The following is a 21,757-nucleotide window of genomic DNA, read 5'->3' on the forward strand; positions in this document are numbered from 1 at the left end:
GTTCCAGTTGGGATGACGATTGTACTTTATTGACAAAAACGACAAAAAAAGAAATATATCATGGCTTATCGCCGGGAAGATTCTTTCATGAGCCAATTTGAAGCTTGTATCCCTTGCCGCGTATCACAATAATTCTGATATTTTGATCATCTTCCAGTTTTTTTCTGAGTTTGGATATAAACATATCCAAACTACGCCCTACAATTACGCCTTCATCTTCCCAGATCTCTTTTTGCAAACGGCTTCGAGCGATGGTTTCGTTTGGTGCCGAGGCGAAGATAAGCAGTAAACGGTTTTCGGTTCCGGTTAGCTCTGTTATTTTGTCGTTTATAGTGATCGTCCGGTTTTTCGCATCGAACAATGCTGAACCCAAAGTAAACATACCGGTAGATTGGACCCTGTACACAGTTTTACGTGTTTTAACAGATCTCAAAAAAATAAAGCCTGCAAGAGCCAAAAATGGCAGACTGCCCAAAAGATATCCCTTCTTAACCGTACTTATTGCTGCCGGTTTGAATTTAATGTTTATCTCATACCGTGCCATAGGCTGCTTTCTTCCTATGCAGGATATAATATCATCTTTTTTGTTTTCTGATATGGCGAATCCATAAACTACATTGGAATTGCCCGAGTTCAAAACCTTAACAACGTAATCATTGGCCAAGGGATTGTTCCCTAACACCTGCCTGGTAATACTTACCAGCGAACCTGTTTGAAAAGTTAGCTCATGCTCAAACCTGATCCGGTATTCATTTTCGCTTATTTTTTTAACTGGCAGTACCCGCGAAGTACTGTCGCCCGATTGTAAGAGTATTTCATGCCCCAGTCTGCGTAGCAAAACTTCCCTTCTGGCGATATCGAAATCCTCATTGCCAAACATGCTGAAAGCTGCACAAATGACCGAGATAAACAAAAGTAGCATAAAACCAAAAAGGGATTTACCTTTTTTGAAGAAATGATTTTGGCTAACAGGCATAGTATCAGGTTTTTATTTGCAATACAAAGTTTGCATTTTTATTTACAATTCCAGCCACTAAGTGTCTGAAAGCTTTCTTACCGTTTTTCTTATTCATAAGTTTTATCGATCAGAAAACTCAGGGCATCTTCAATCGCTGATCGCCCATCCGCACTTTTAAGGTCTAATCCGCAGAAAGTACAATCATTCGTGGTGGCGTAAATATCCAGATAGTAAATTCCCGAAATCAGCAGGGCAATAATGGCCCTGTATCTTTTGGCATTTTCTTTGAAAAACGGGTCGGTAATACTTTTAAATAAAAGTTCGCCATTTTCTTCACGGTCATTTGCCAGTTTTTTCAATGATTTACGGTTCTCTATCAATCCCCAAAGCAGGATTTTCTGTAAATCCTTGTTTTTAAAAACATAATCGAATTGGGAGAGGAGCATTGCTTTAGCGAATGTTTGCCCGCCGTCGTTTACTGCGGTTCCTCCCGATTCATCTTTTACATTGCTCCAGAAATCCTGCGAACGGATATATTCATCAATAAGCTCGTCTTTTCCGCCAAAATAGTTATACATCAGTTTTTTGTCCAGGCCTGCAGTGCGTGCGATATCGTTAACCTTAAGGCCAGAAAAACCTTTTGTATGGAGTATTTTTTCCACAGCAGCTAAGAATTTTTGTTTGCTTTCTTCTTTATTTCTTAATGATTTAACTGCTGCTTTCTGTTCCATGAGATAAAAAATTATCGTACCGGAAAATTACATAATCAATTTTAAATATTTTTATCACCAATTGGTGATATATTGTATATTTGTTCAGACGAGGAGACGCTATTCTTTTAAATACTTTCTTGAGCATGATTTTGTTCATGCTGTTTGGAAGGTAGATAAAGGCAATTTATTTACCCTAAAGGGTTTGTTTAATAGGCCCGGACACAGTGCTGGCGAATTTATTCAGGACAAAAGGGTTCCATATTTTAGTTTTATTACGCTCATCCTGCTCATTCTGAAGGTATCAGGTCTTATAGTCCCATATACACATGGCAATATATCTGATCTGATACCCCAGGAAGGCAGTGCAACGATGAGTAATCTTGAAAAATTTATCCCGCATTATCCGAAACTGATATTCATTATAGCTAAATATTTTTGCCTGATCATATTCATAACTGAAACCTCATTTTAAAACCATAATAATTGGTTCACATTTTGCTAGCTTAAATTATGATTAACGTTAGCTCCGAAATACAGCAGCAAACATTATTGTTCCTCTCCCGCAACCAGAAAATAGCTGCAATTAAGATTGTTAAGGATTATAGTATATGCAGTTTAAATGAAGCCAAAGAGTATGTAGACGCCCTGGAAGCCGGAATACCGCAGCCTGATACCAAACCTCAAAATTTAGACGCGCACGTATTGGCTATTTTAAGCCAGGGCAACAAGCTAAACGCCATTAAACATTATAAAGATGCAACAGGCTTAGGTTTGGCAGCGAGCAGAGATTATGTAGAAAAGCTGATGGAATATAAGTTTGGTGGCAGTATAACACAACAAAGCAGGGATACTGATATTAAGAATATTATTTCAGGGAACATTGGCAACAATCAAAACAGCCTCAGTAAAAAATTAATCAGGCTATTATTACTTCTACTGATTGTAACTGCTTTAGCTTATCTCATATTTAAAATTTAGCGGCGAACATATTGCAATATTTCTGATAGAATTAAAATCCAGGAAGTAAAATTCTTAACTTGATTTTACACACAAATAAATCTTAAGAATATGAAAATTACATTGGATACCAAATCCCTTTTATTGGGATTTTTGGGCGCAGGCTTAATGTTCGCAGCCATTAGTTTTAAAAACGATCAGAACCAGGTAGGAGGAAAGTACCGCACCGAAGTAAATGCCAATAATATGCTGGTTATCCTCGATAGTGAAACCGGTAATTATATTATTGCGCCCGATATGCGTGACATTGGAAAAGTACAATGGATAAAAGGTGAGTTTTATAAGACCTTCAGCACCGCCATTGATAATAAAAAAGAGCCGAAATAAAAGCAGGCTTTTATATTTGTCATCCTGAGTGCAGTGAAGAATCTTTTAATTGTAATGATACTATTTCATTGAAAGATTCTTCACTGCGTTCAGAATGACAGCAGTGGTGAGTTTTGTGCCTTTCTTTGTGTGCTCTGTGGTAAAAAAGGAAGAAAATGTGGGGTATTGTCCCCATGCCCTTTGCCGTTAAAAAGCCGCAGGTACAAAGAAAATACATCCTTATCTCCCTGATTTGTCATCCTGAGTGTAACGAAGGATCTTTTAAGTGCAACAATACTATTTCATTGAAAGATTCTTCACTGCGTTCAGAATGACAGCAGTGTTGAGTTTTGTGCCTTTCTTTGTGTGCTCTGAGGTAAAAAAGGAAGAAAACGTGGGGTATTGTTCCCATGCCTTTTGCCGTTAAAAAGCCGAAGGTACCAAGAAAACACATCCTTATCTCCGTGATTTGTCATCCTGAGTGTAACGAAGGATCTTTTAAATGCAACAATACTATTTCATTGAAAGATTCTTCACTGCGTTCAGAATGACAGCAGTGTTGAGTTTTGTGCCTTTCTTTGTGTGCTCTGAGGTAAAAAAGGAAGAAAACGTGGGGTATTGTTCCCATGCCTTTTGCCGTTAAAAAGCCGCAGGTACAAAGAAAATACATCCTTATCTCCCTGATTTGTCATCCTGAGTGTAGCGAAGGATCTTTTAAGTGCAACAATACTATTTTAGGGAAAGATTCTTCACTGCGTTCAGAATGACAGCAGTGTTGAGCTTTGTGCCTTTCTTTGTGTGCTCTGTGGTAAAAAAGGAAGAAAACGTGGGGTATTGTCCCCATGCCCTTTGCCGTTAAAAAGCCGAAGGTACCAAGAAAACACATCCTTATCTCCGTGATTTGTCATCCTGAGTGTAACGAAGGATCTTTTAAATGCAACAATACTATTTCAGTGAAAGATTCTTCACTGCGTTCAGAATGACAGCAGTGGTGAGCTTTGTGCCTTTCTTTGTGTTCCCTGTGTTGAAAATGAAAGAAAACATGGCACATTGCCTTTGCGGTTAAAAAGCTAAGCATTACTTCACACTCACCCTTTCTACAATTGGCTTACCTGTTGCTTCATCAATCCCCTCAACCTCAGCATATTTTACATTAGGGAGCCAGAAACTGCCGCCCTGTATTCTTACAAACAACCGGTTTACCTTAATGGTATGGTTATTAATGGTTACCGAAGCATGGTAACTTTTATCATTAGTGCGCTGCAGGTAAAAAGGTAGTTTTTTGTGCGATACAAATCGGAATTCGTACTTATCTCCGCCCAATGCTTTTGTATCGATACCATAGGCAAATTTTCGCTGGATATAACCAAGATCTTTCTTTTGCCCTTTCTCGCCATAACGGATCCAATATACCTGTATCGGCGAACTGGCATCAATACTGCCATTTTCTTTCAGGTTTAAGGCATAAATTAGCGTATTTGTATTTGGATCACGCTGCAGGTAGAACAACATGTTGTCTACATTTTTAGGTGTAGGAAAATTAATGGGAGAAGGGTCTTTGGTTTGTGCACAGACTGGTGTTGCGAAAAGAGCAAGGGTTAAAACAATAAAGAGTAAGCTTTTGGCCGGCATTGAAAATATAGGTGGTATTAAGCGCATTTTAGGTTTTTTATGTTGAAAAGCTGTCTGTTTTTTCCTGATCCTCTGCAGGAATTTCTTTTTCACTTTCTTTTAATTGTTCATTATAGAGGCGGTCTGATTCGGCTCTACAATGTTCATAGTCGTTTAATTTCTCGCAGGAAGTGTTTCCATAGACCTCAAAAAAATCCCTGATTGATGGGTAATCAAAATGAACTGGCATTTCTCAACATTTAGTTTAACGGTTTCGGAAAGAGGGGGGTAGCTATTGATCATTCGCCGAAAATAGTTGCAGCAACCTTTTCAAACTCATCTTTTCTGCTACCTGCAGATGGAATTAGCACCTTGTTAAAACAGGTTGCTAAGACATCAAAGGGCCATTCCCTCCGTCTTTCTTGATAAGTATGTAATACAATTTCAGACGTCATGGACGGAATCGAACCGCCGTACTAGGTTTTGCAGACCTTTACCTCGCCACTCGGCCACATGACTATATGTTTCTTTTTCAATCTGCTTATTGATTCGCTTTTCGAAAGAGACAAAACAAAGGTAAATAATAAAAACTATAATTTCTATAGAAATAGTAGATTTTTTTGAATTTGTTTTTTTAATCTGCCATCCGGAGTGAAAGGAGGGATTTTTCAACTAAAAGATTCTTCACTTCGTTCAGAATGACAATATGTTATGGAAGATGTAAAACCGATAATGGAATGAAAAGCGCTGCGTTCTTTATGCTTTGCCTTAACGTTCTTTGCGGTTAATAATGGAAGATGAAATGAAAAGCCTGCGTGCCCTTAACTCAAAACCCTTTGCTAATCCCCTAGTTTGATAAATTATCTTTCTGTAAATCAGTGATTTAAAAATAAAGTCTATAAAATCTATAGGAATACTTGTTTAAATTGTTCAAAGTTTATACTTTTACAAAAAAATTAAAACTGTTCACCAGCAAATCTACGTTCAATATGAAACTCTGTGTACAACTTCAGTCATATTCTCTGATCAATTTTTCAGGTCAGTATAACTTTTGTTGCGGCTAATATAAACTAAGATACGGATCACCTGATAAAGGTTTCCATTCAAGTATTCTCATTTAAAAATCCTGGTACCCCGGGGCATTTTGATAGAATATTATGGTGGTCATGTATTTCAGTCAATAAGTTGCCGGGGTATCAGGAACAGCCGAAACTAATCACCACCACTAGTTTAGGTTATTACTCTAATTAATTTACCACCATTAATTAGTTGATTTATACAGAAGAAGGGAGAGTCAGTCCTCGTTGAACTTCTAGCAACTTTCCATAGGAAAAAGTGCTCAAACTGATCTAGCAATAGATTATAAATTAACCGGTAACAAGTAAACATACCGTTTCCCGTTAAAGATCAATAGCATAACAGCTGTTTAAACAGCCTGTAGCCCTGCTGTATGGTTTTCCGTGTGGATCATGATGCCTTGTTACCAAAAAACTCTAAAAAATAGTGTTTAACTAATAATGATGATTATGAAAACGAGAATTACATCAAAAATCGCATGCCTAACCACCTCAGTACTGCTGTTGGGGGGCATTGCATCGGCCAGGGTGGAAAAGCCATTCCCAAAAGAAGGGATCTGGAGGGGAGAATTTAGTGTAAGCGAATCAAAAGTGCCTTTTAACTTCCAATTAAAAGGAAAAAATCCTCAAACAGCCATTTTAACCCTGATTAATGGCTCCAGGCGCGATGATTTTCATGTAGAACGACGCGGTGAAGATTCGATCTATGTAAAAATGAACACTTACGATGCCGCATTGGTGGCGAAGATCGAAACCGATGGTACCTTATCAGGAGAATACCGGAGTCTGGTACCCGGTTTTAGGGGCAATTCATTACCTTTTGTTGCTGAACATGGCAAAAGTTACCGCTTTGTAGAACCTGGTAAAGATATAGCTCCAAAATACGATATTTCGGGCAAATGGGAAATCAAAACCTATACCAAAGAAGCTGTACCTGCATCAATTGCACTACTAAAACAGAAAGGCAATAAACTTACCGGTGTAATTATGACCGTTGTAGGCGATACCCGCGAGCTTGAAGGAACGGTACAGGGAGATGAATTTGAATTATCTGGTTTTACAGGTCCGAGTCCGTTTATTGTGAAAGGTAAAATAAACGACGACAACAGCATTACCGGCGAACAGGGCTTCGGGATTTACAAAAACTTGAAATTTGATGGTCAGCGCAACGAAAAAGCCGAACTGCCTGACCCTTATAAACTCACTTTCCTTAAAGAAGGTTATAGCAAACTCGATTTTACCTTTCCTGATCTTACGGGAAAAAACGTTTCGCTGAGTGATGATAAATACAAAGGTAAGGTGGTAATAATCGAAACCATAGGCACCTGGTGCCCAAATTGTACTGATCAGACGGTTTTCCTTTCTCCATGGTTCAAAAAGAATCAAAAACGCGGTGTAGAAGCCATAGCCATTGGTTTCGAACAAAAAGATGACCTCGAATATGCCAAATATACCCTTGGTAAACTGAAAGAAAAATATGGTATCACTTACGACATCCTGTTCGGAGGCATTGCCGACAAAAAAGTGGTGGCCGAAAAACTACCTGCTTTAAATAAATTCATTGCTTTCCCAACCACGATTATTATCGATAGAAAAGGAAATGTAAGGGAAATCTACACCGGTTATACCGGAACCGTTACCGGAAAATACTTTAACGATTATGAAGCAAAATTCAATAAGGTGTTAGATGAGCTGATTGCCGAGCCTGTACCTGAAAAATTCGCTTCTGCCGAAACGCTAAAAACTAAATAAAACCAAACCAACTAAGTTAAATATCGGGCAGTATCATAAAGATTTGCCATCCTGAGCTTGTCGAAGAGATCTGTTTAAATAAATTTTAATTGTTCCGACAGGCTCAACATGACAAATTTAGGGGAAAATTATCCCTATGATACGGCCCGTGTTTACCTACACTAAAAACTTTACAAGATGAAAAATTACGTTGCTAAAATACAGGTGCTGGCTTTGGCCTGCTTCATTTCTACCACAGGCTTTGCTGTAAATAAAACAGATGAAGAACCAAAAACGGCCAAAAAATTTATAAAAGAAGGTATATGGCGTGGGGTATTTAAGGTTGCCGAAACCGAAGTGCCATTTAATTTCGAACTCAAAGGAAAAGATGCTGAGCATGCCACCTTTACCCTGTTAAACGGAACGCGCAGGGATGATTTCCATATCAAATATTTAGGACAGGATTCTCTGTTTATCAAGATGAATACCTACGATGCGGCTTTAGTGGCCAAAATAGAAAACGATGGCAGGATCTCCGGCGAATATAAAAGTTTAGTGCCTGGTTTACAGGGTAATTCCCTACCTTTCACAGCAGAACAGGGCAAATCTTACCGCTTTGTGGAACCAGGAAAAGATGTTGCACCAGTGGCCAATTTAACCGGCAAATGGGAGTTTAAAGGATTTTCTAAAGAGGCTGTCCCAAATAAGGTAGCCATATTGAAACAGGAGGGGAACAAACTTACCGGTGTAATTATGCAGGTAACCGGCGATAGCCGCGAGCTCGAAGGTACCGTACAGGGAAACCAGTTTGTACTTTCAGGATTTAGCGGCCCCAGCCCTAAAATTTACAAAGGTACCATTAATGAAGATGGCACGCTTTCCGGAGAAATCAGTCAGGGGATTTATGATAACCTCAAATTTACAGGTGTAAAAGACAGCAAGGCAGAATTGCCCGATCCTTATAAATTAACTTATTTGAAAGAAGGTTATAAAAAAATTGCTTTTACTTTTCCCGACCTGAACGGTAAGCCGGTTTCTTTAACCGACGATAAATATAAAGGTAAAGTAGTTATTGTAGAACTGATAGGTACCTGGTGCCCTAACTGTACAGATCAAACTGTATTTCTTTCACCTTGGTTCAATAAGAACAGTAAAAGGGGAGTAGAAGCCATTGCTATTGGTTTCGAACAGAAAGATGACCTGGAATATGGAAAATATACCCTGGGCAAGCTTCGCGATAAGTACAATATTAAATACAACATCCTGTTTGGCGGGTTGGCCGATAAACGCCTGGTTGCAGATAAGCTTCCGGCTTTAAATAAGTTTATTGCTTATCCAACTACTATTATTATTGATAGAAAGGGCGAAGTACGCGAAATCTACACCGGCTATACCGGAACCGTTACCGGAAAATATTACGATGATTACGAGAAAAAATTCAATAAAGTACTGGACGAGTTAATTGCAGAACCAGTACCGTCTGCAGCCTATTTTGAGGCACAGGCAAATGGAAAATAGATACCACCTCAAACTAAAAAACCATAATATAATGTTACAATACAAAACGATTGCACTTATTGCTACCACCATCGTAGCCGGATCATTAACCGATTTAAACGGGCCAAAACCAAAACTTAAAGTACCTATCGAAGCTTCGGCAAGAAAATTGGTAAGCTATAAAGTAAGTCCTGAACAAAGCAAACTCACCTGGCTGGCTAAAAAGGTAACAGGAGAACATTCAGGAACCATCAATATCAGTTCAGGATCGTTAGCCTTAGATAATAAGGTGCTGAAAGGTGGTAGTTTCGAACTCGATACCAAAACCATTGCGGTAACTGATCTTACCGATAAAGAAACAAATGCAAAATTGTTGGGCCACTTAAAAGGTGCTGACTTTTTTGCCGTTGATAAGTTTGATAAAGCTACTTTTAATATTACTTCAGCCCAAAGTACAGGCGCGGGTACCTATAATGTAAAAGGAAAATTAACCATTAAAGGCATTACAAACGAAATCAGTTTCCCGGCTACGGTTAAACAGGACGGAAACAAGGTAACAGCTAATGCAAAAATTATTATCGATAGAACCAAGTACGATATTAAGTTCAGGTCGAAAAGCTTTTTCGAAAACCTGGGCGACAAAACCATTTATGATGATTTTGAGCTGAACGTACAGCTTGTTGCGAATAATTAAAAAATCTCTTGTTAAGGTTAGTGGAGTACGGGAGGATGTATTGTTCTCCCTGCCTCTAGCTAGTTCTTGTTGTTATTCTGAACGCCAGTGAAATCTTTTATTGAACAAGCATTGATTTCTGTGTTTCGTCGGGTTCCGTGTTTCATCGGCCAGGGATTCTTCATTGCATTCAGAATAACAGCTTACCTACCGAGCCCAATAAACCAATGAAAAGAAGCAAACTCATAATTTCCTTAAGTCTTATCGCATTAGTGACGTTGATGGTCGGTTTCGATGCCGATGATCCTACGGTAATTAATAGCAAGGAGCGTTTGGGCGAAAAGTTGTTTTTCGATCCGATCCTTTCTAAAGATAAAAGCATCAGCTGTGCTTCGTGCCATAAACCCGAATTTGCTTTTGCCGACACTTCGAGCGTGAGTATAGGCGTTGGCGGAGCCAGGGGAACGCGCAATTCGCCCTCGGTAACCAACTTGTCGGGCCGGCCAAATCTGTTCTGGGATGGCAGGGCTGCCTCCCTCGAAGATCAGGCTTTGCAACCTATCATCAATCCGGTTGAAATGAACCTCCCTATTGCTGAGGCTATCGACAGGTTGCAGAAAGACAAAGAATATGCAGCGCTTTTCCAGAAGATTTTTAATGCACCCCCCACACAGAAGAATTTATTGCTTGCCATTGCTTCTTTCGAACGGACTTTGGAAACTGCTAATAGCCCATATGATCGTTATATCAATGGCGACGATAAGGCCATATCCGAAAATGCCAAACGTGGTCGCCTATTGTTTATCGGAAAGGCCAACTGCAACAACTGTCATTCAGGTGAGGATTTTACCGCCGACCGTTTCAAAGGCATAGGCTTATTTAATGGTGAGGATCTGAAAGACCAGGGCAGGTTCGATGTTACCGGTAATCCTGAACATAAAGGACATTTTAAAATCCCGGGTTTAAGAAACGTCGGTATTACAGCCCCGTACATGCATAACGGAATGTTCAAAACATTAAAAGAAGTAATCCAATACTATAATAATCCAGATGCAGTAATTAAAAACGGTAAGAATAGAGACCTTTCCTTAAATAAACCATTGGGGTTGAGCGAAACCGAAATAAATGATATTGAAGCTTTTTTACTATCGTTAACTGACGATAGATTTCAAAAAAGTAAACCATAAAGCAGGCCAATAGCCAAATACAAAAATCAGTTTTTAAGGTATTTTTTCCAACCAAACAGGTGGAACGGCCATTGGTATGTCTATTCCAAAATAAACAACATGAAGATAAAATTACTAATCATATTGCTGTTGAGTACAGCTATCTACTCAAAATTATCTGCCCAGCAGCGCACCATCACAGGTGTGGTGGTTTCTGCAGAAAACCAATCACCTTTACCGGGGGTATCGGTAAGGATTAAAGGGTTGGAAGGTGCTACAGTTACCGATAAAGATGGTGCATTTAAAATTTCGACCAAAAACGGGCGCTTTGTCGAAGTATCGTATATCGGCTATAAAACGGCCACGGTAGAAATAGGATCGGCTACCAAATTAAATGTTTCACTCGAGCCGGCCGATAATATTTTAACCGAATTACAGATTGTGGGTTCGAGGAATGCCAACCGTACTAAACTCAATTCGCCTGTACCGGTTGACGTGATCGATCTGAAAACATTACAGCAAACCTCGCCACAGGCCAGTGTAACACAGTTATTGCAATATGTATCACCATCATTCCACTCTGCTGTTTCGGGTGGTGGCGATGCCGCTTCGGCAACTTCTACCGTTCAGTTAAAGGGCTTGGGGGTAGACCAGGTATTGGTGTTGATAAACGGAAAAAGAAGGCATAAAAGCTCCAACATCAGCTGGGGCGGTTTGGGCAATGGCGCTACCGGGTACGATTTGAACGCCATTCCGGTAGGTGCGATAGAACGTATCGAAATTTTGCGCGATGGTGCTGCGGCCCAATACGGATCGGATGCCATTGCAGGGGTAATCAACGTAGTATTGAAAAACACTGCCGATGAAGTTACAGCAAGTACAATCGAAAGTATCCGCCGCAGGGGAGATGGCTTAACCACAAGAAGTAATGCCAATATTGGCCTCAGATTGGGTACAAAAGGTTTACTGAATATCACCGGCGAATATGCTACACAGGCTGTTTCACTTCCATCTGGAAATTATTCGGATGGAATCTACATTGGTCCGGCTTATGGTGGAGGTGCCAACACCAGGGGATTTGACCAGATTTATACCAAGGAAATTGATGATGCCATTATTGCCAGCCGCGGTATCGACCGCCATTTTTTTGATCAGCGTGGATCGACAAATAAATCAAAAGATGGTTTATTGTCATTCAATGCCGGAATCCCTTTAAAAGATGGTTTCGAAGTATATTCTTTCGGTGGTATCAGTCACCGTAATTCGCAGTTTACAGCGGTATACCGTTTACCAGGCTGGACCGAGCGAAACAACACTTTTGTTTACCCTGATGGTTTTTTGCCTGCCATGAATAATATCATCACCGATCAATCTCTTGCCATAGGGGTAAAAGGCAAAGTAAGTGGGTGGAATTTCGATGTATCCAATGTATATGGAAGAAATGCTTTCGATAACATTATCAGCAATACGTTGAATGCCAGTTTAGGTCAAAAAACACCCCGTACATTTAATGCTGGGAGTTATAACGCTTCGCAAAACAGCGGGAGTTTAGATTTCTCGAGGAAATTTGATAAAGTGCTTAAAGGTTTGAACGTTGCTTTTGGTGGTCAGTACCGCGTAGAAACCTACCAGATTATAGCAGGCGAAGAAGGTTCTTATTCGAAAGCCGATTTAAGCACCATTTATTCTATCGGTTACACTACGGGTGGCATTCCGTATTTTGTGGCTGCCGGAAGTACGCCATTAAACGGGCTTTCGCCAGGTTCGCAGATCCATGCCGGTTTCAGGCCATCAAACGAAGTGAATGTGAAACGCTCTATTTCTGCAGGTTATGCTGATCTCGAACTGAATGTAACCGATAAATGGCTTTTATCAGGTGCAGTCAGGGTAGAAAATTATTCCGATTTCGGAAGTGTAACTACCTATAAGGCAGCAACGCGCTATGGTTTTGCCAAATGGCTGGCGCTGCGTGGTGGTTTCAATACCGGTTTCAGGGCACCCGATCTTGCCCAATTCTATTATACCGAAACCTCCACTACCTTTCAGAACGGTGTGGCGATAGATCAGGTTACGGCAAACAATGTAAATCCTGCAACCAAAGCTTTAGGTATCCCATCCCTACAGCCTGAAAAATCAAAAGGCTATTCTGCGGGCTTAACTTCTCAGCCGGTCCAAAATGTGGAGTTAACGGTTGATGCCTATCAGATCGACATTAAAGACCGCGTAGGTAATACCGGGCGTTTTTCTGCTACAGATGCCAATTTACCTGCTGATGTAAGGGCATTATTTGTACAAACCGGCACCGTACAAGCCAAGTTTTTTTATAATTCTTTCAGTACACGCACAAGAGGGATCGAGTTTACGGGAAGCTATCGTTTCCTGTTGCCTAATGGTGGTAATGTAGCCTTTTTGGCTGGTGCAAACTTCCAAAAAACAACCCTTACCAAGGTAAATACACCTAAAGGTTTAGAGGCTTACCGTTACATTATTTTTGATGAGAGTGAAGAAGTGCGCGTAACACGTAGCATTCCAAAAACCAAAATCACCCTTCAGGGAACCTACAACATCAATAAGTTTAATTTTTTACTCCGCAGTGTATATTTTGGATCAATATCGGCAGTAAGCCAGTTAAATGCCAACTTTCCAAAACCTGATTATTATTATCAAACCTATAGCCCGATATGGATTACCGATGTTTCGGCAGGCTACAGGATTAAGCCTTTGTTACAGGCTACAGTTGGTGTAAATAACCTTTTCAATGTGCTGGGCGATTATTCTATTCCTGCTCCGGGTGCAAATATTACCCGTACCAATTCGCCAAGTGCTGTACAATCGGGTACCAGTACCGGTTTGCAGCCATTTATCAGACTTTCGGCCACCTTTAAATAAGATCACAGATGAGAATTAATAAATTTCAAATATTATTTTTTGCACTATCCGCTTCGTTGTTCGCTTCGTGCAAAAAGACAGATTACCTCGATATTAATGCAGGCGACAGGCCGGCTTTGAGCGCAAAGGTTAAATTTATCGATGCACGCCAATCCCTTACGGCCGCTAATTTTTTAGATTTTACCCGAAAAGTTACTGCAACGGCATTGCAACGCAATACGGCTTCTGGCTATTTAGATACCCAGTACGGAAAAGTACAGTTTAACCTTACTGAAGGAACAGACCCTTCTTATAAAGCATCCTATGTTTTTGGCGGAAGTGCGAATTTTGTACAGGAAACAAATTCGGCATCCTTTGCTGGTCCCAACGGGCCTATTGCAAATTTTGCACACAGTTTGTTTGCCGTGAAGAAGAAATTAGCCAGTACGTTAAACCCTGGCAATATCGATAGCCTGATTCTGGTATATGATGATCTTACCCTTCCGGCATCAGGTAAAGCCAAAATCAGGTTCGCCAATTTTTCACCCGATGCTCCAAAGGTTGATCTTACCTACACTGCAGGTACAGAGGTATTTGCAGGCGTAGCCTATGGTAATTTTGGCAACCAAACCCTTATTCCCTATACCTCAGGAAAAGCGCCAGCGGTAATTGAAGGTTTGAGCTGGAGAACACTCGGACCATTTAAGGAAATAGATGCAGGTACAAATGTGAGCTTGCTGATAAAAGATAATGCAACTAAAGCTGTTATTCCTTTAACCAATACGGCTTTGAACGCTGCTATTTTCGAGGCGGGGAAAATTTACACAGTTTATATTAATGGCACAATAAGCGGAAGCCCATCCATTACGGCTACGATTATTACGCATAATTAATAACATTTAAGAATTTAGGTGAAGTAACCCACCGATAGAAGAAATTCCTGGCTCGATCAGGTTTATATTTGGTTAAGAAAAAGGGGCATGTCTGGATAGAATGCCCCTTTGTTGTTTTAAAAATGCTGCCATCATGAGTGTAGCGAAGGATCTTTAACGCTTATCGTTTTTACAAATATGGTATTTAAGAGAGTATAAGCTTAATTGCTTTATCTTTTGTATAGTAAAGGCTGGTCATCTTTTGCAACGAGGATCGGTGAGGTTTTCAATGTAGAATAAAATATGTGTGGCGATACAATCGCCCTTCTCATGCATCCCGATTACAAATCGGGACGATAGCGATCGTTGTAAGATTGCTTCGTTGTGCCTCCTCGCAATGAGGAGTTTTTTTGAAACTTACCCTAACTTCCTTCCCGTATTGATCACGTTAACGCCGTTAAAACGGGTGGTAGCGCTGCCGTGCGAAACGGCACTGGCCTGTCCCGGTTGGCCTTTTCCATCCGAAAATGTTCCGCCCAAACGGTAATCGTTTTTATCACAACGTTGCACACAGGAGTTCCAGAATTCCTGTGTATTGGCCTGGTAAGCGGCATCTTTAAACATTCCCACAATTTTACCCTCCTTAATTTCGTAGGCCAGTTGTGCGCTGAACTGGAAGTTATAGCGTTGCTGATCGATGGAATAAGAATTCCGGCCGAACATATAAATGCCTTTTTCGACATTTTTAACCATCTCAGCAGCACTTAAAGGAACATTTCCGGGTGCTAACGAAACATTAGGCATCCGCTGAAACTGAATGCTGTCCCAACTATCGGCATAACAACAGCCCTGCGATGCTGTCAAGCCTAAAATATGTGCCTGATCGCGGATGGCCTGGTAATTTACCAAAATGCCGTCTTTGATGATGTCCCATTTACCGCATTTTACTCCTTCATCATCGTAACCTACAGCACCTAAAGAGCCTGTTTCCAGTTTATCGGCAATAATGTTTACTTCTTTGCTTCCGAAGTTGAATTTTTTTGATTCCCATTTATCCAGCGTTAGGAAACTGGTTCCTGCATAGTTAGCCTCATAACCTAAAACACGGTCAAGTTCGGTAGGATGCCCAACCGATTCGTGAATGGTAAGGAAAAGGTGAGAAGGATCCAATACCAGGTCGTATTTGCCAGGGGCAATGGGCTTTGCTTTTAACTTTTCATCAACATGTACTGCAGCTTCACGTACATCTTCCAGGATGTCGTAACGCTTTTTGTACATCGTAACCGGACCGCCTTTTATTTTTTCCGTGTCTTTAGGCTTAAGGTATTCAAAGCCCATACCCATCGGGGCACTTAACGCATTTCTGGTTTCGAATTTGCCATTTGCTGCATCTGTTTTGGTCAGTGTAAAAGTTGGCCATATCCGGTGGATATCCTGATCAATATACGAACCATCGGTTGAGGCAAAATATTTCTGCTCATTGATCATAAAGAGATTGGAACTGATGTATTTTGCCCCGCCTTTCATTGCTTCGCTGTTTACGTTCAGCAGCAGTTCTACTTTATCGGCTATAGGTACCTCAAAAGCATTGATTTCGATAGGCGTTTTCCAGCTTACTTCTCCGTAACCTTTTTGGGGAGCGAGTTGAACCGGCTCTTCCATCAGTTTGGCATTCCCCTTTGCAATGGCCACGGCGGCTTCTGCAGCTTTGGCAATACTGGCATCGTCCATATTGTTGGTGGCAGCAAAGCCCCAGCTGCCATTGGCAATTACGCGCACACCCAAACCATAAGATTCAGAATTGGAGATGTTTTCTACCCGTGTTTCCCTTGTGGCCACAACCTGGTTAAGGTACCGGCCTATGCGAACATCGGCATAAGTTGCACCTTTGCTTTTGGCTGCATTAAGGGCCACATCCGCCATTCTTTTCTTTAGGGCCACATCAACCGGAGTTAAAGATTCTTCAACAGAAATCATTTTACCAAAGGCAGGGATGTTGGGTAGCATGCTGGCGCCAAAACCTACGCCCGTCATATATAGGAAATCTCTTCTTCTCAATTTTTAAAGGTTTTAATAAGTTGTTTTAGGCCCTTCGACTCCGCTCAGGGTGACATTCCTGGAAAGGTCGTCATCTCGACTGGAACGCAGTGGAATGGAGAGATCTATCTAAACAAATCTCTCAACTTCGTTGCACTGCGATCGAGATGACGACACCAGTTAAATCGCGTCTGATAACGAAGTGAAGGTAAAATCCCTGATTTTCATTGGCGGTATCAATCCGCTGCCTGTTCTTACCGGTTTACCCAATGCTTCTACATTGTTCAGCATAATTACCGGGCTCTCATTGAACCTGAAATTCTTGATCGGGAATTTAATTTCGCCGTTTTCAATGTAAAAAGTACCGTCGCGCGTTAGCCCGGTTAATAATAAAGTTTGTGGATCCACAGAACGGATATACCAGAAACGGGTAACCAATATACCTTTTTCAGTACTTTTGATCAGATCTTCTAACGATTGTGTCCCTCCTTCGATTACCATACTACGGCTAAATGGAAGGGGCTGAACATTTTTCTGTGCTGCCCAATACCGCGAATAGGATAGGTTTTTTACCACACCTTTTTCTACCCACTGTGTTCTGGTTACCGGTAAACCTTCGCCTGTAAAAGTTGACGATGGGATTTCGGTATTCATCGGATCGGAGTAGATATTCACATTTTCTGAAAACAATTGCTCTCCTAAACGCGTACCACCCCCTTTTTTGCTCATAAAACTCCGGCCTTCATCGGCACTGCGGGCATCAAAGCCCCTGAACATATTCCCAATGATATCGCTGGCCGCTAGGGGTTCTAAAATAACAGTATATTTTCCAGGCTCGATGGCTTTTGCACCTGCAGAACCATTGGCTTTGCTTGCTGCAATTTTGCTAAGTGCCAGGGTATCCATTTTATCCACATCATTAAAACCTTGCTCAACATAGCCTGATCCTGTTCCCTGCTTGTTTCTAATGGTTACCGAAAAAGAAACATCGGTACCTTTATTGTAGGCGAATAAACCTTTAGAGTTCATAATCGCATTAAAACGGGTGGCATTTTCGAGGAAACCGGCAGCGTCTAAACCTGCCGCTTTTGAAACGCTTAAACTTTTACCAACCATTTCTGCCCTGGTATCGGGCGTAATGGCAGCAGTTTTTGCATTGTATGTATTCGATTCGGCAAATGTTTGCGGACCGAGAGGTGGCATAAATTCAGGATTTTCTGGTGCCAGCATGGCCAGTTCTTCGGCTCTTTTTACTACTTTCTGGAGAGAAGCATCATCAAATTCGTTAATGGTTGCTGTACCTGTTTTTTTTCCAAAAGTTGAGCTAACCCCTAAACTCATGGTGCTGATCTGGCCGGCGGTAGATACGGCATTACGTGCATAACGGATGTTCCCGCCATCTGAACCGCTTAAACTCACTTCGCAGGAATCGGCTTTAGAAAAACCGATTACCTTTTTTAATATCGCTTGGGCTTCTTCTTTACTTAATATGGCCATAATTATATTTTTCTTGCTGTATTGATAACATTAACTCCATTAAACCTTGCTGTAGAACTGCCATGAGAAACGGCACTGCTTTGAGAGGGCTGACCTTTTCCATCATTAAATGACCCCCCTAAACGGTAATCGCTCTGATCGCAGATGGCGTTGCAGGAGTTCCAAAACTCTTGTGTATTGGCCTGATAAGCCACATCGTTAAGCATGCCAACGATTTTACCTTCTTTGATTTCGTAGAAAATTTGTCCGCCGAACTGGAAATTGTAGCGCTGTTGGTCGATAGAAAAACTGCCATCGCCGATAATGTAAATGCCTTTTTCTACATTTTTGATCATATCATCAACACTTAGTTTTTCTTTACCGGGTTGAAGTGAAACATTTGGCATACGCTGGAACTGTACATCATCCCAACCCTGCGAGTAACAGCATCCGTTCGATTCGGTTAAGCCGATAATGTGTGCCTGATCGCGGATAGCCTGATAGCTTACCAGGATACCATCTTTAATCAGATCCCATTTTTTACATTTTACCCCTTCATCATCATATCCCACAGCACCTAAAGAGCCTACCTGGGTTTTATCGGCCACAATATTCACTTTATCACTTCCGAATTTGAATTTTTTCGACTCCCATTTGTCCAGCGTAAGGAAACTGGTACCCGCATAATTGGCTTCATAGCCCAAAACGCGGTCGAGCTCGGTTGGGTGCCCAACAGATTCATGGATGGTTAACCAAAGATGCGAAGGATCCAATACTAAATCGTATTTACCCGGTTCAACCGATTTTGCTTTTACCTTTTCGTTGGCTACACGGGCTGCTTCTTTCACATCTTCGAGCATGTCATAACGGCCTTTGTAACGGGTTACGATACCGGCAACTTTATCTTCAGGACGGGCGTGCATATATTCGTAACCTTTTCCGCTTGGCGCACTTAATGCGTTACGGGTTTTAAATTTACCCGATTCGCGGTCGACCCTGGTTACATTAAACGTAGGATAGATGCGGTGAACATCCTGATCGATGTAAGAACCATCGGTAGAGGCGAAGTATTTTTGTTCGTTAACGGCAAAAATAATGGAGTTTACAAAATTGGCCCCGTTCTGCATAGCTACATCATTTACATTCAATAGCAAGTCTACTTTTTCTTTTACAGGAACTTCGAAAGCATTGATTTCGATCGGCGTTTTCCAGCTTACCTCGCCATAACCTTTTTGAGGAGCGAGCTGAACAGGTTCTCCCTGTATTTTAGCATTGGCTTTTGCAACGGCAACAGCCTGTTCGGCCGCTTTGGCAATGGCATCCTTGGTTACGTTGTTGGTTGCAGCAAAACCCCAGCATCCATTTACCAGCACCCGGATGCCCACACCATACGATTCGGTATTGGCAACTCCTTGAACCCGTTTTTCGCGTGTGGCTACAAATTGGTTCAGGTAACGGCCTATGCGGATATCGGCATAGCTTGCACCTTTCGATTTTGCAGCATTAAGGGCTACATCGGCCAGCTCCTTTTTAATTTTTACATCCACTCCGTCTAAAGCCTGTAAAGGGTCTATCGGAGTTCCGAATGCAGAAAGATCGGGAAGGAGTAAGGCACCCATACCCATTCCGGTTAAGTAGAGGAAATCTTTTCTTTTCAATTGGTTGAATTTAGTTAGTTTGAGTTGTCAATATAGCCAATTTTGAAGCTAAAAAGACTAAATAGAATATAACATTTTAGTTTCAAAGCAGAAATGAAGATGTTTTTTGTGAAAAGATATTTTTTACCACCCATGAAGACAGATTTTGGTGGTTTTTTAATATTTATTGTCATTCTGAATGCAGTAAAGAATCTTTTGCCAACATCCTTTCTAATGTGCCCAATTAATGATACTAAACTTATTCAAAGGGGCGGTTGCTATTCTATAGGGACAGATCCTTCACCGCGTTCAGGATGACGGCCACTCTTTCTTTAAACCGCCAGAATCCTGGCTTCGTACCATAAAAATGCAGCAGCCAGTAAAAACCCGGCAAAAAACCACCAAACTGATATTTCTTCTATAATTACGGTATCTGCTAATTGTAATTTAGTATGATTTTTGATCAGATTCTTAATAAACTGATGTGTATCGTTTAAAGTTTGTTGATATTTTAGCGCTTGCCAATCGTTTTTCCCATAAATATATAACTGCTCGATAGCCTGATTTACATTTAGGTTGGTCCAGCCTGAATTTTGAGGCCAATAAAGCGCATCCCATTGAAAAGGCAGTTCCATATTTTGCCTCGGATGCAGTTGAACATCATCGATTTTTAAGAACGGTGATTTATCTGCTGCTGCTAAATCAGTAATGATTCTCATCTTTTGGTTAACAACAGGAAATTGCGGAATAATGTTAACCGATTGTATATCGGTTCTTTTTCTTGCTGCACTGGCCAAAAGTTTCGACCAATAGGCAGCATAATCTGTTTTTTCTCCTGAAAGTATCCAGTTGTATGTGGAGGAAATGCTTGAGATCAAAATTTTGCCATAACCGCTGATGTTGCTGCTTAATACTGTTTTTCCGCTGGCATCGGTAACAATTGACTGCTCGTTTTGATTTGGCCTTAAAAATAATCCTTGTTCAATCGGTAAGGGACTAAACTTGAGATCATCCTCAGAAATGGTTAAATTAAGCGTTTTGCCTTTTAAAGGTGGAATTTCGAAGCGATTGGATTTAGCACTAAGCATTGTTAAAGGTTTTAAACCTGTTGCCCTGATTAATAAGCCCATTCCGTTATTAACGGCAATATTTACCGAAGATTTTTCGATTGGACTCAGGGCAGCCAATTCTTCTTCATCAATGATTAGGATATCGAATTTTTTTAAAACTCCGGCATTGACCTGGTTAAGATTTACACTATCCATATTCAGGAAATCGGAAGCAAATTTATTTTTACTGATCTGAATTCTGAAAGCCAGTGGATATTGGTTTTCATATAGCCAGTTTTTCAAAAATTTATATTCGAAATCAGGAAAAGAGGCTAAAATCAGCACTTTCATCGGTGTTTGATCGCCAACCTGGACCGGTACAGGTTCTTTTGCCAGGGTATCGTTTTTTTGTAAAGTAATTAATTGGTAAACGGCTTTGCCTATTTGTTTGGGATGGGTTTTAAATGAGAAGGACTTATTAGATCCTGCTTCAATAGTCGTTGAGTCTACTGATTTGCCTAAGCCTTTTAGTATAAGTTTAACTGCTTGGTTACCGGTGTTTTGATAGGTTCCCTGAACATTCAGGGCATCGCTTGTTTTTAATTTTGTAGGCCAATTTACCGCAATAATGCCATTTGGGCTTGCTGAAGGGTGAAAATTGGCCTCATAGCCTTTTAGGATTTCCAGATCGCCCTTACTTAAACCATAACCGTAAATATTTATTTTCCGGATATTAGGATTTGATTTTAAGAAATAAGAGAGATCGGAAAGGACTGTGGCTTTCCCATCTTTTAGATTTACTGATGAAAGTGCATATTTTTTTTCCTTTAGTTTTGCAACAGAATCGGGGTTTGTACCTTCGGTGAGTAAAATAATTTCATCAGGGTTTTGTTTTATATGTGTTTCGTACCTGATTGGTACAATTAACAGCACAAAACAGCTAACGGCAATAATATTTGCTAAAACTCTCCATATTAATCGGGCCCGATTTGGCCGGCGTACCTCTTGGTATAGCAAAAAGGCCGTGAATAATAAACCAGCAAGCATAGCAATGTATTTAAATTCCATAT

The 21,757-nt window shown here is 40.7% G+C and carries 16 protein-coding genes, 1 tRNA gene and 2 riboswitches; of the genes, 8 read left to right on the forward strand and 9 right to left on the reverse strand.

What is annotated here, in order from left to right; all coding sequences use genetic code 11:
* Positions 1 to 85 precede the first annotated feature (85 nt).
* Both ACFSR6_RS01820 and ACFSR6_RS01825 read right to left on the reverse strand, forming a co-directional pair.
* The gene (locus ACFSR6_RS01820) at positions 86 to 976 is read right to left on the reverse strand and encodes a winged helix-turn-helix domain-containing protein (protein WP_379074131.1); all 891 of its coding nucleotides are present in this window, start codon (positions 974 to 976) and stop codon (positions 86 to 88) included.
* A gap of 89 nt (positions 977 to 1,065) precedes the next feature.
* Positions 1,066 to 1,689, reverse strand: coding sequence for a TetR/AcrR family transcriptional regulator (locus ACFSR6_RS01825; protein WP_379074132.1), 624 nt, complete (start codon positions 1,687 to 1,689; stop codon positions 1,066 to 1,068).
* Positions 1,690 to 2,181: 492 nt separating this feature from the next.
* Here ACFSR6_RS01825 and ACFSR6_RS01830 point away from each other — a divergent pair, with 492 nt between their 5' ends.
* Positions 2,182 to 2,649, forward strand: coding sequence for a hypothetical protein (locus ACFSR6_RS01830; protein ID WP_379074134.1), 468 nt, complete (start codon positions 2,182 to 2,184; stop codon positions 2,647 to 2,649).
* Between the two features lie 90 nt (positions 2,650 to 2,739).
* Complete coding sequence (locus ACFSR6_RS01835; protein WP_379074136.1) at positions 2,740 to 3,015, forward strand: hypothetical protein; 276 nt, start codon at positions 2,740 to 2,742, stop codon at positions 3,013 to 3,015.
* Positions 3,016 to 4,071: 1,056 nt separating this feature from the next.
* On the opposite strand, the gene ACFSR6_RS01840 is transcribed toward ACFSR6_RS01835, so the two are convergent.
* The 3 genes from ACFSR6_RS01840 to ACFSR6_RS01850 all read right to left on the reverse strand — a co-directional run bounded on the left by ACFSR6_RS01840 (position 4,072) and on the right by ACFSR6_RS01850 (position 5,124).
* Entirely contained in the window at positions 4,072 to 4,653 is a 582-nt protein-coding gene (locus ACFSR6_RS01840; protein WP_379074138.1) for a DUF4833 domain-containing protein, read from the reverse strand.
* A 10-nt stretch (positions 4,654 to 4,663) separates the two neighbouring features.
* Complete coding sequence (locus ACFSR6_RS01845) at positions 4,664 to 4,855, reverse strand: hypothetical protein (RefSeq protein WP_379074141.1); 192 nt, start codon at positions 4,853 to 4,855, stop codon at positions 4,664 to 4,666.
* Positions 4,856 to 4,938: 83 nt separating this feature from the next.
* A riboswitch (SAM riboswitch) is annotated at positions 4,939 to 5,037 on the reverse strand.
* 16 nt (positions 5,038 to 5,053) lie between these two features.
* Positions 5,054 to 5,124 (reverse strand) — tRNA-Cys (locus tag ACFSR6_RS01850).
* Positions 5,125 to 5,876: 752 nt separating this feature from the next.
* Positions 5,877 to 5,974, forward strand: a riboswitch (SAM riboswitch).
* A 157-nt stretch (positions 5,975 to 6,131) separates the two neighbouring features.
* Here ACFSR6_RS01850 and ACFSR6_RS01855 point away from each other — a divergent pair.
* From ACFSR6_RS01855 to ACFSR6_RS01880, 6 genes are all read left to right on the forward strand, one after another.
* Complete coding sequence (locus ACFSR6_RS01855) at positions 6,132 to 7,433, forward strand: peroxiredoxin family protein (protein ID WP_379074144.1); 1,302 nt, start codon at positions 6,132 to 6,134, stop codon at positions 7,431 to 7,433.
* Between the two features lie 177 nt (positions 7,434 to 7,610).
* Positions 7,611 to 8,930 (forward strand): peroxiredoxin family protein, encoded by a 1,320-nt coding sequence (locus ACFSR6_RS01860; protein ID WP_379074146.1) that lies wholly within the window; start codon positions 7,611 to 7,613, stop codon positions 8,928 to 8,930.
* Between the two features lie 31 nt (positions 8,931 to 8,961).
* Entirely contained in the window at positions 8,962 to 9,603 is a 642-nt protein-coding gene (locus ACFSR6_RS01865; RefSeq protein ID WP_379074149.1) for a YceI family protein, read from the forward strand.
* Positions 9,604 to 9,809: 206 nt separating this feature from the next.
* A complete protein-coding gene (locus ACFSR6_RS01870; protein WP_379074152.1) occupies positions 9,810 to 10,769 on the forward strand; it encodes a cytochrome-c peroxidase in 960 nt (319 codons plus the stop codon).
* 99 nt (positions 10,770 to 10,868) lie between these two features.
* On the forward strand, positions 10,869 to 13,637 hold the full coding sequence (locus ACFSR6_RS01875) for a TonB-dependent receptor (RefSeq protein WP_379074154.1): 2,769 nt from the start codon (positions 10,869 to 10,871) through the stop codon (positions 13,635 to 13,637).
* 8 nt (positions 13,638 to 13,645) lie between these two features.
* A complete protein-coding gene (locus ACFSR6_RS01880) occupies positions 13,646 to 14,509 on the forward strand; it encodes a DUF4397 domain-containing protein (protein WP_379074157.1) in 864 nt (287 codons plus the stop codon).
* A 396-nt stretch (positions 14,510 to 14,905) separates the two neighbouring features.
* Here ACFSR6_RS01880 and ACFSR6_RS01885 read toward each other — a convergent pair whose 3' ends face one another.
* The 4 genes from ACFSR6_RS01885 to ACFSR6_RS01900 form a co-directional block, all read right to left on the reverse strand.
* Positions 14,906 to 16,546 carry a TldD/PmbA family protein gene (locus ACFSR6_RS01885; protein ID WP_379074160.1) on the reverse strand — a complete coding sequence of 547 codons (1,641 nt, stop codon included), beginning with the start codon at positions 16,544 to 16,546 and terminating at the stop codon, positions 14,906 to 14,908.
* Between the two features lie 159 nt (positions 16,547 to 16,705).
* A complete protein-coding gene (locus tag ACFSR6_RS01890) occupies positions 16,706 to 18,022 on the reverse strand; it encodes a TldD/PmbA family protein (RefSeq protein WP_183763429.1) in 1,317 nt (438 codons plus the stop codon).
* 2 nt (positions 18,023 to 18,024) lie between these two features.
* On the reverse strand, positions 18,025 to 19,659 hold the full coding sequence (locus tag ACFSR6_RS01895) for a TldD/PmbA family protein (protein ID WP_379074163.1): 1,635 nt from the start codon (positions 19,657 to 19,659) through the stop codon (positions 18,025 to 18,027).
* A 311-nt stretch (positions 19,660 to 19,970) separates the two neighbouring features.
* Entirely contained in the window at positions 19,971 to 21,755 is a 1,785-nt protein-coding gene (locus ACFSR6_RS01900) for a hypothetical protein (protein ID WP_379074166.1), read from the reverse strand.
* Positions 21,756 to 21,757: the final 2 nt, after the last annotated feature.

This window comes from Pedobacter vanadiisoli (assembly GCF_042684385.1).
Classification (GTDB): Bacteria; Bacteroidota; Bacteroidia; order Sphingobacteriales; family Sphingobacteriaceae; genus Pedobacter; species Pedobacter vanadiisoli.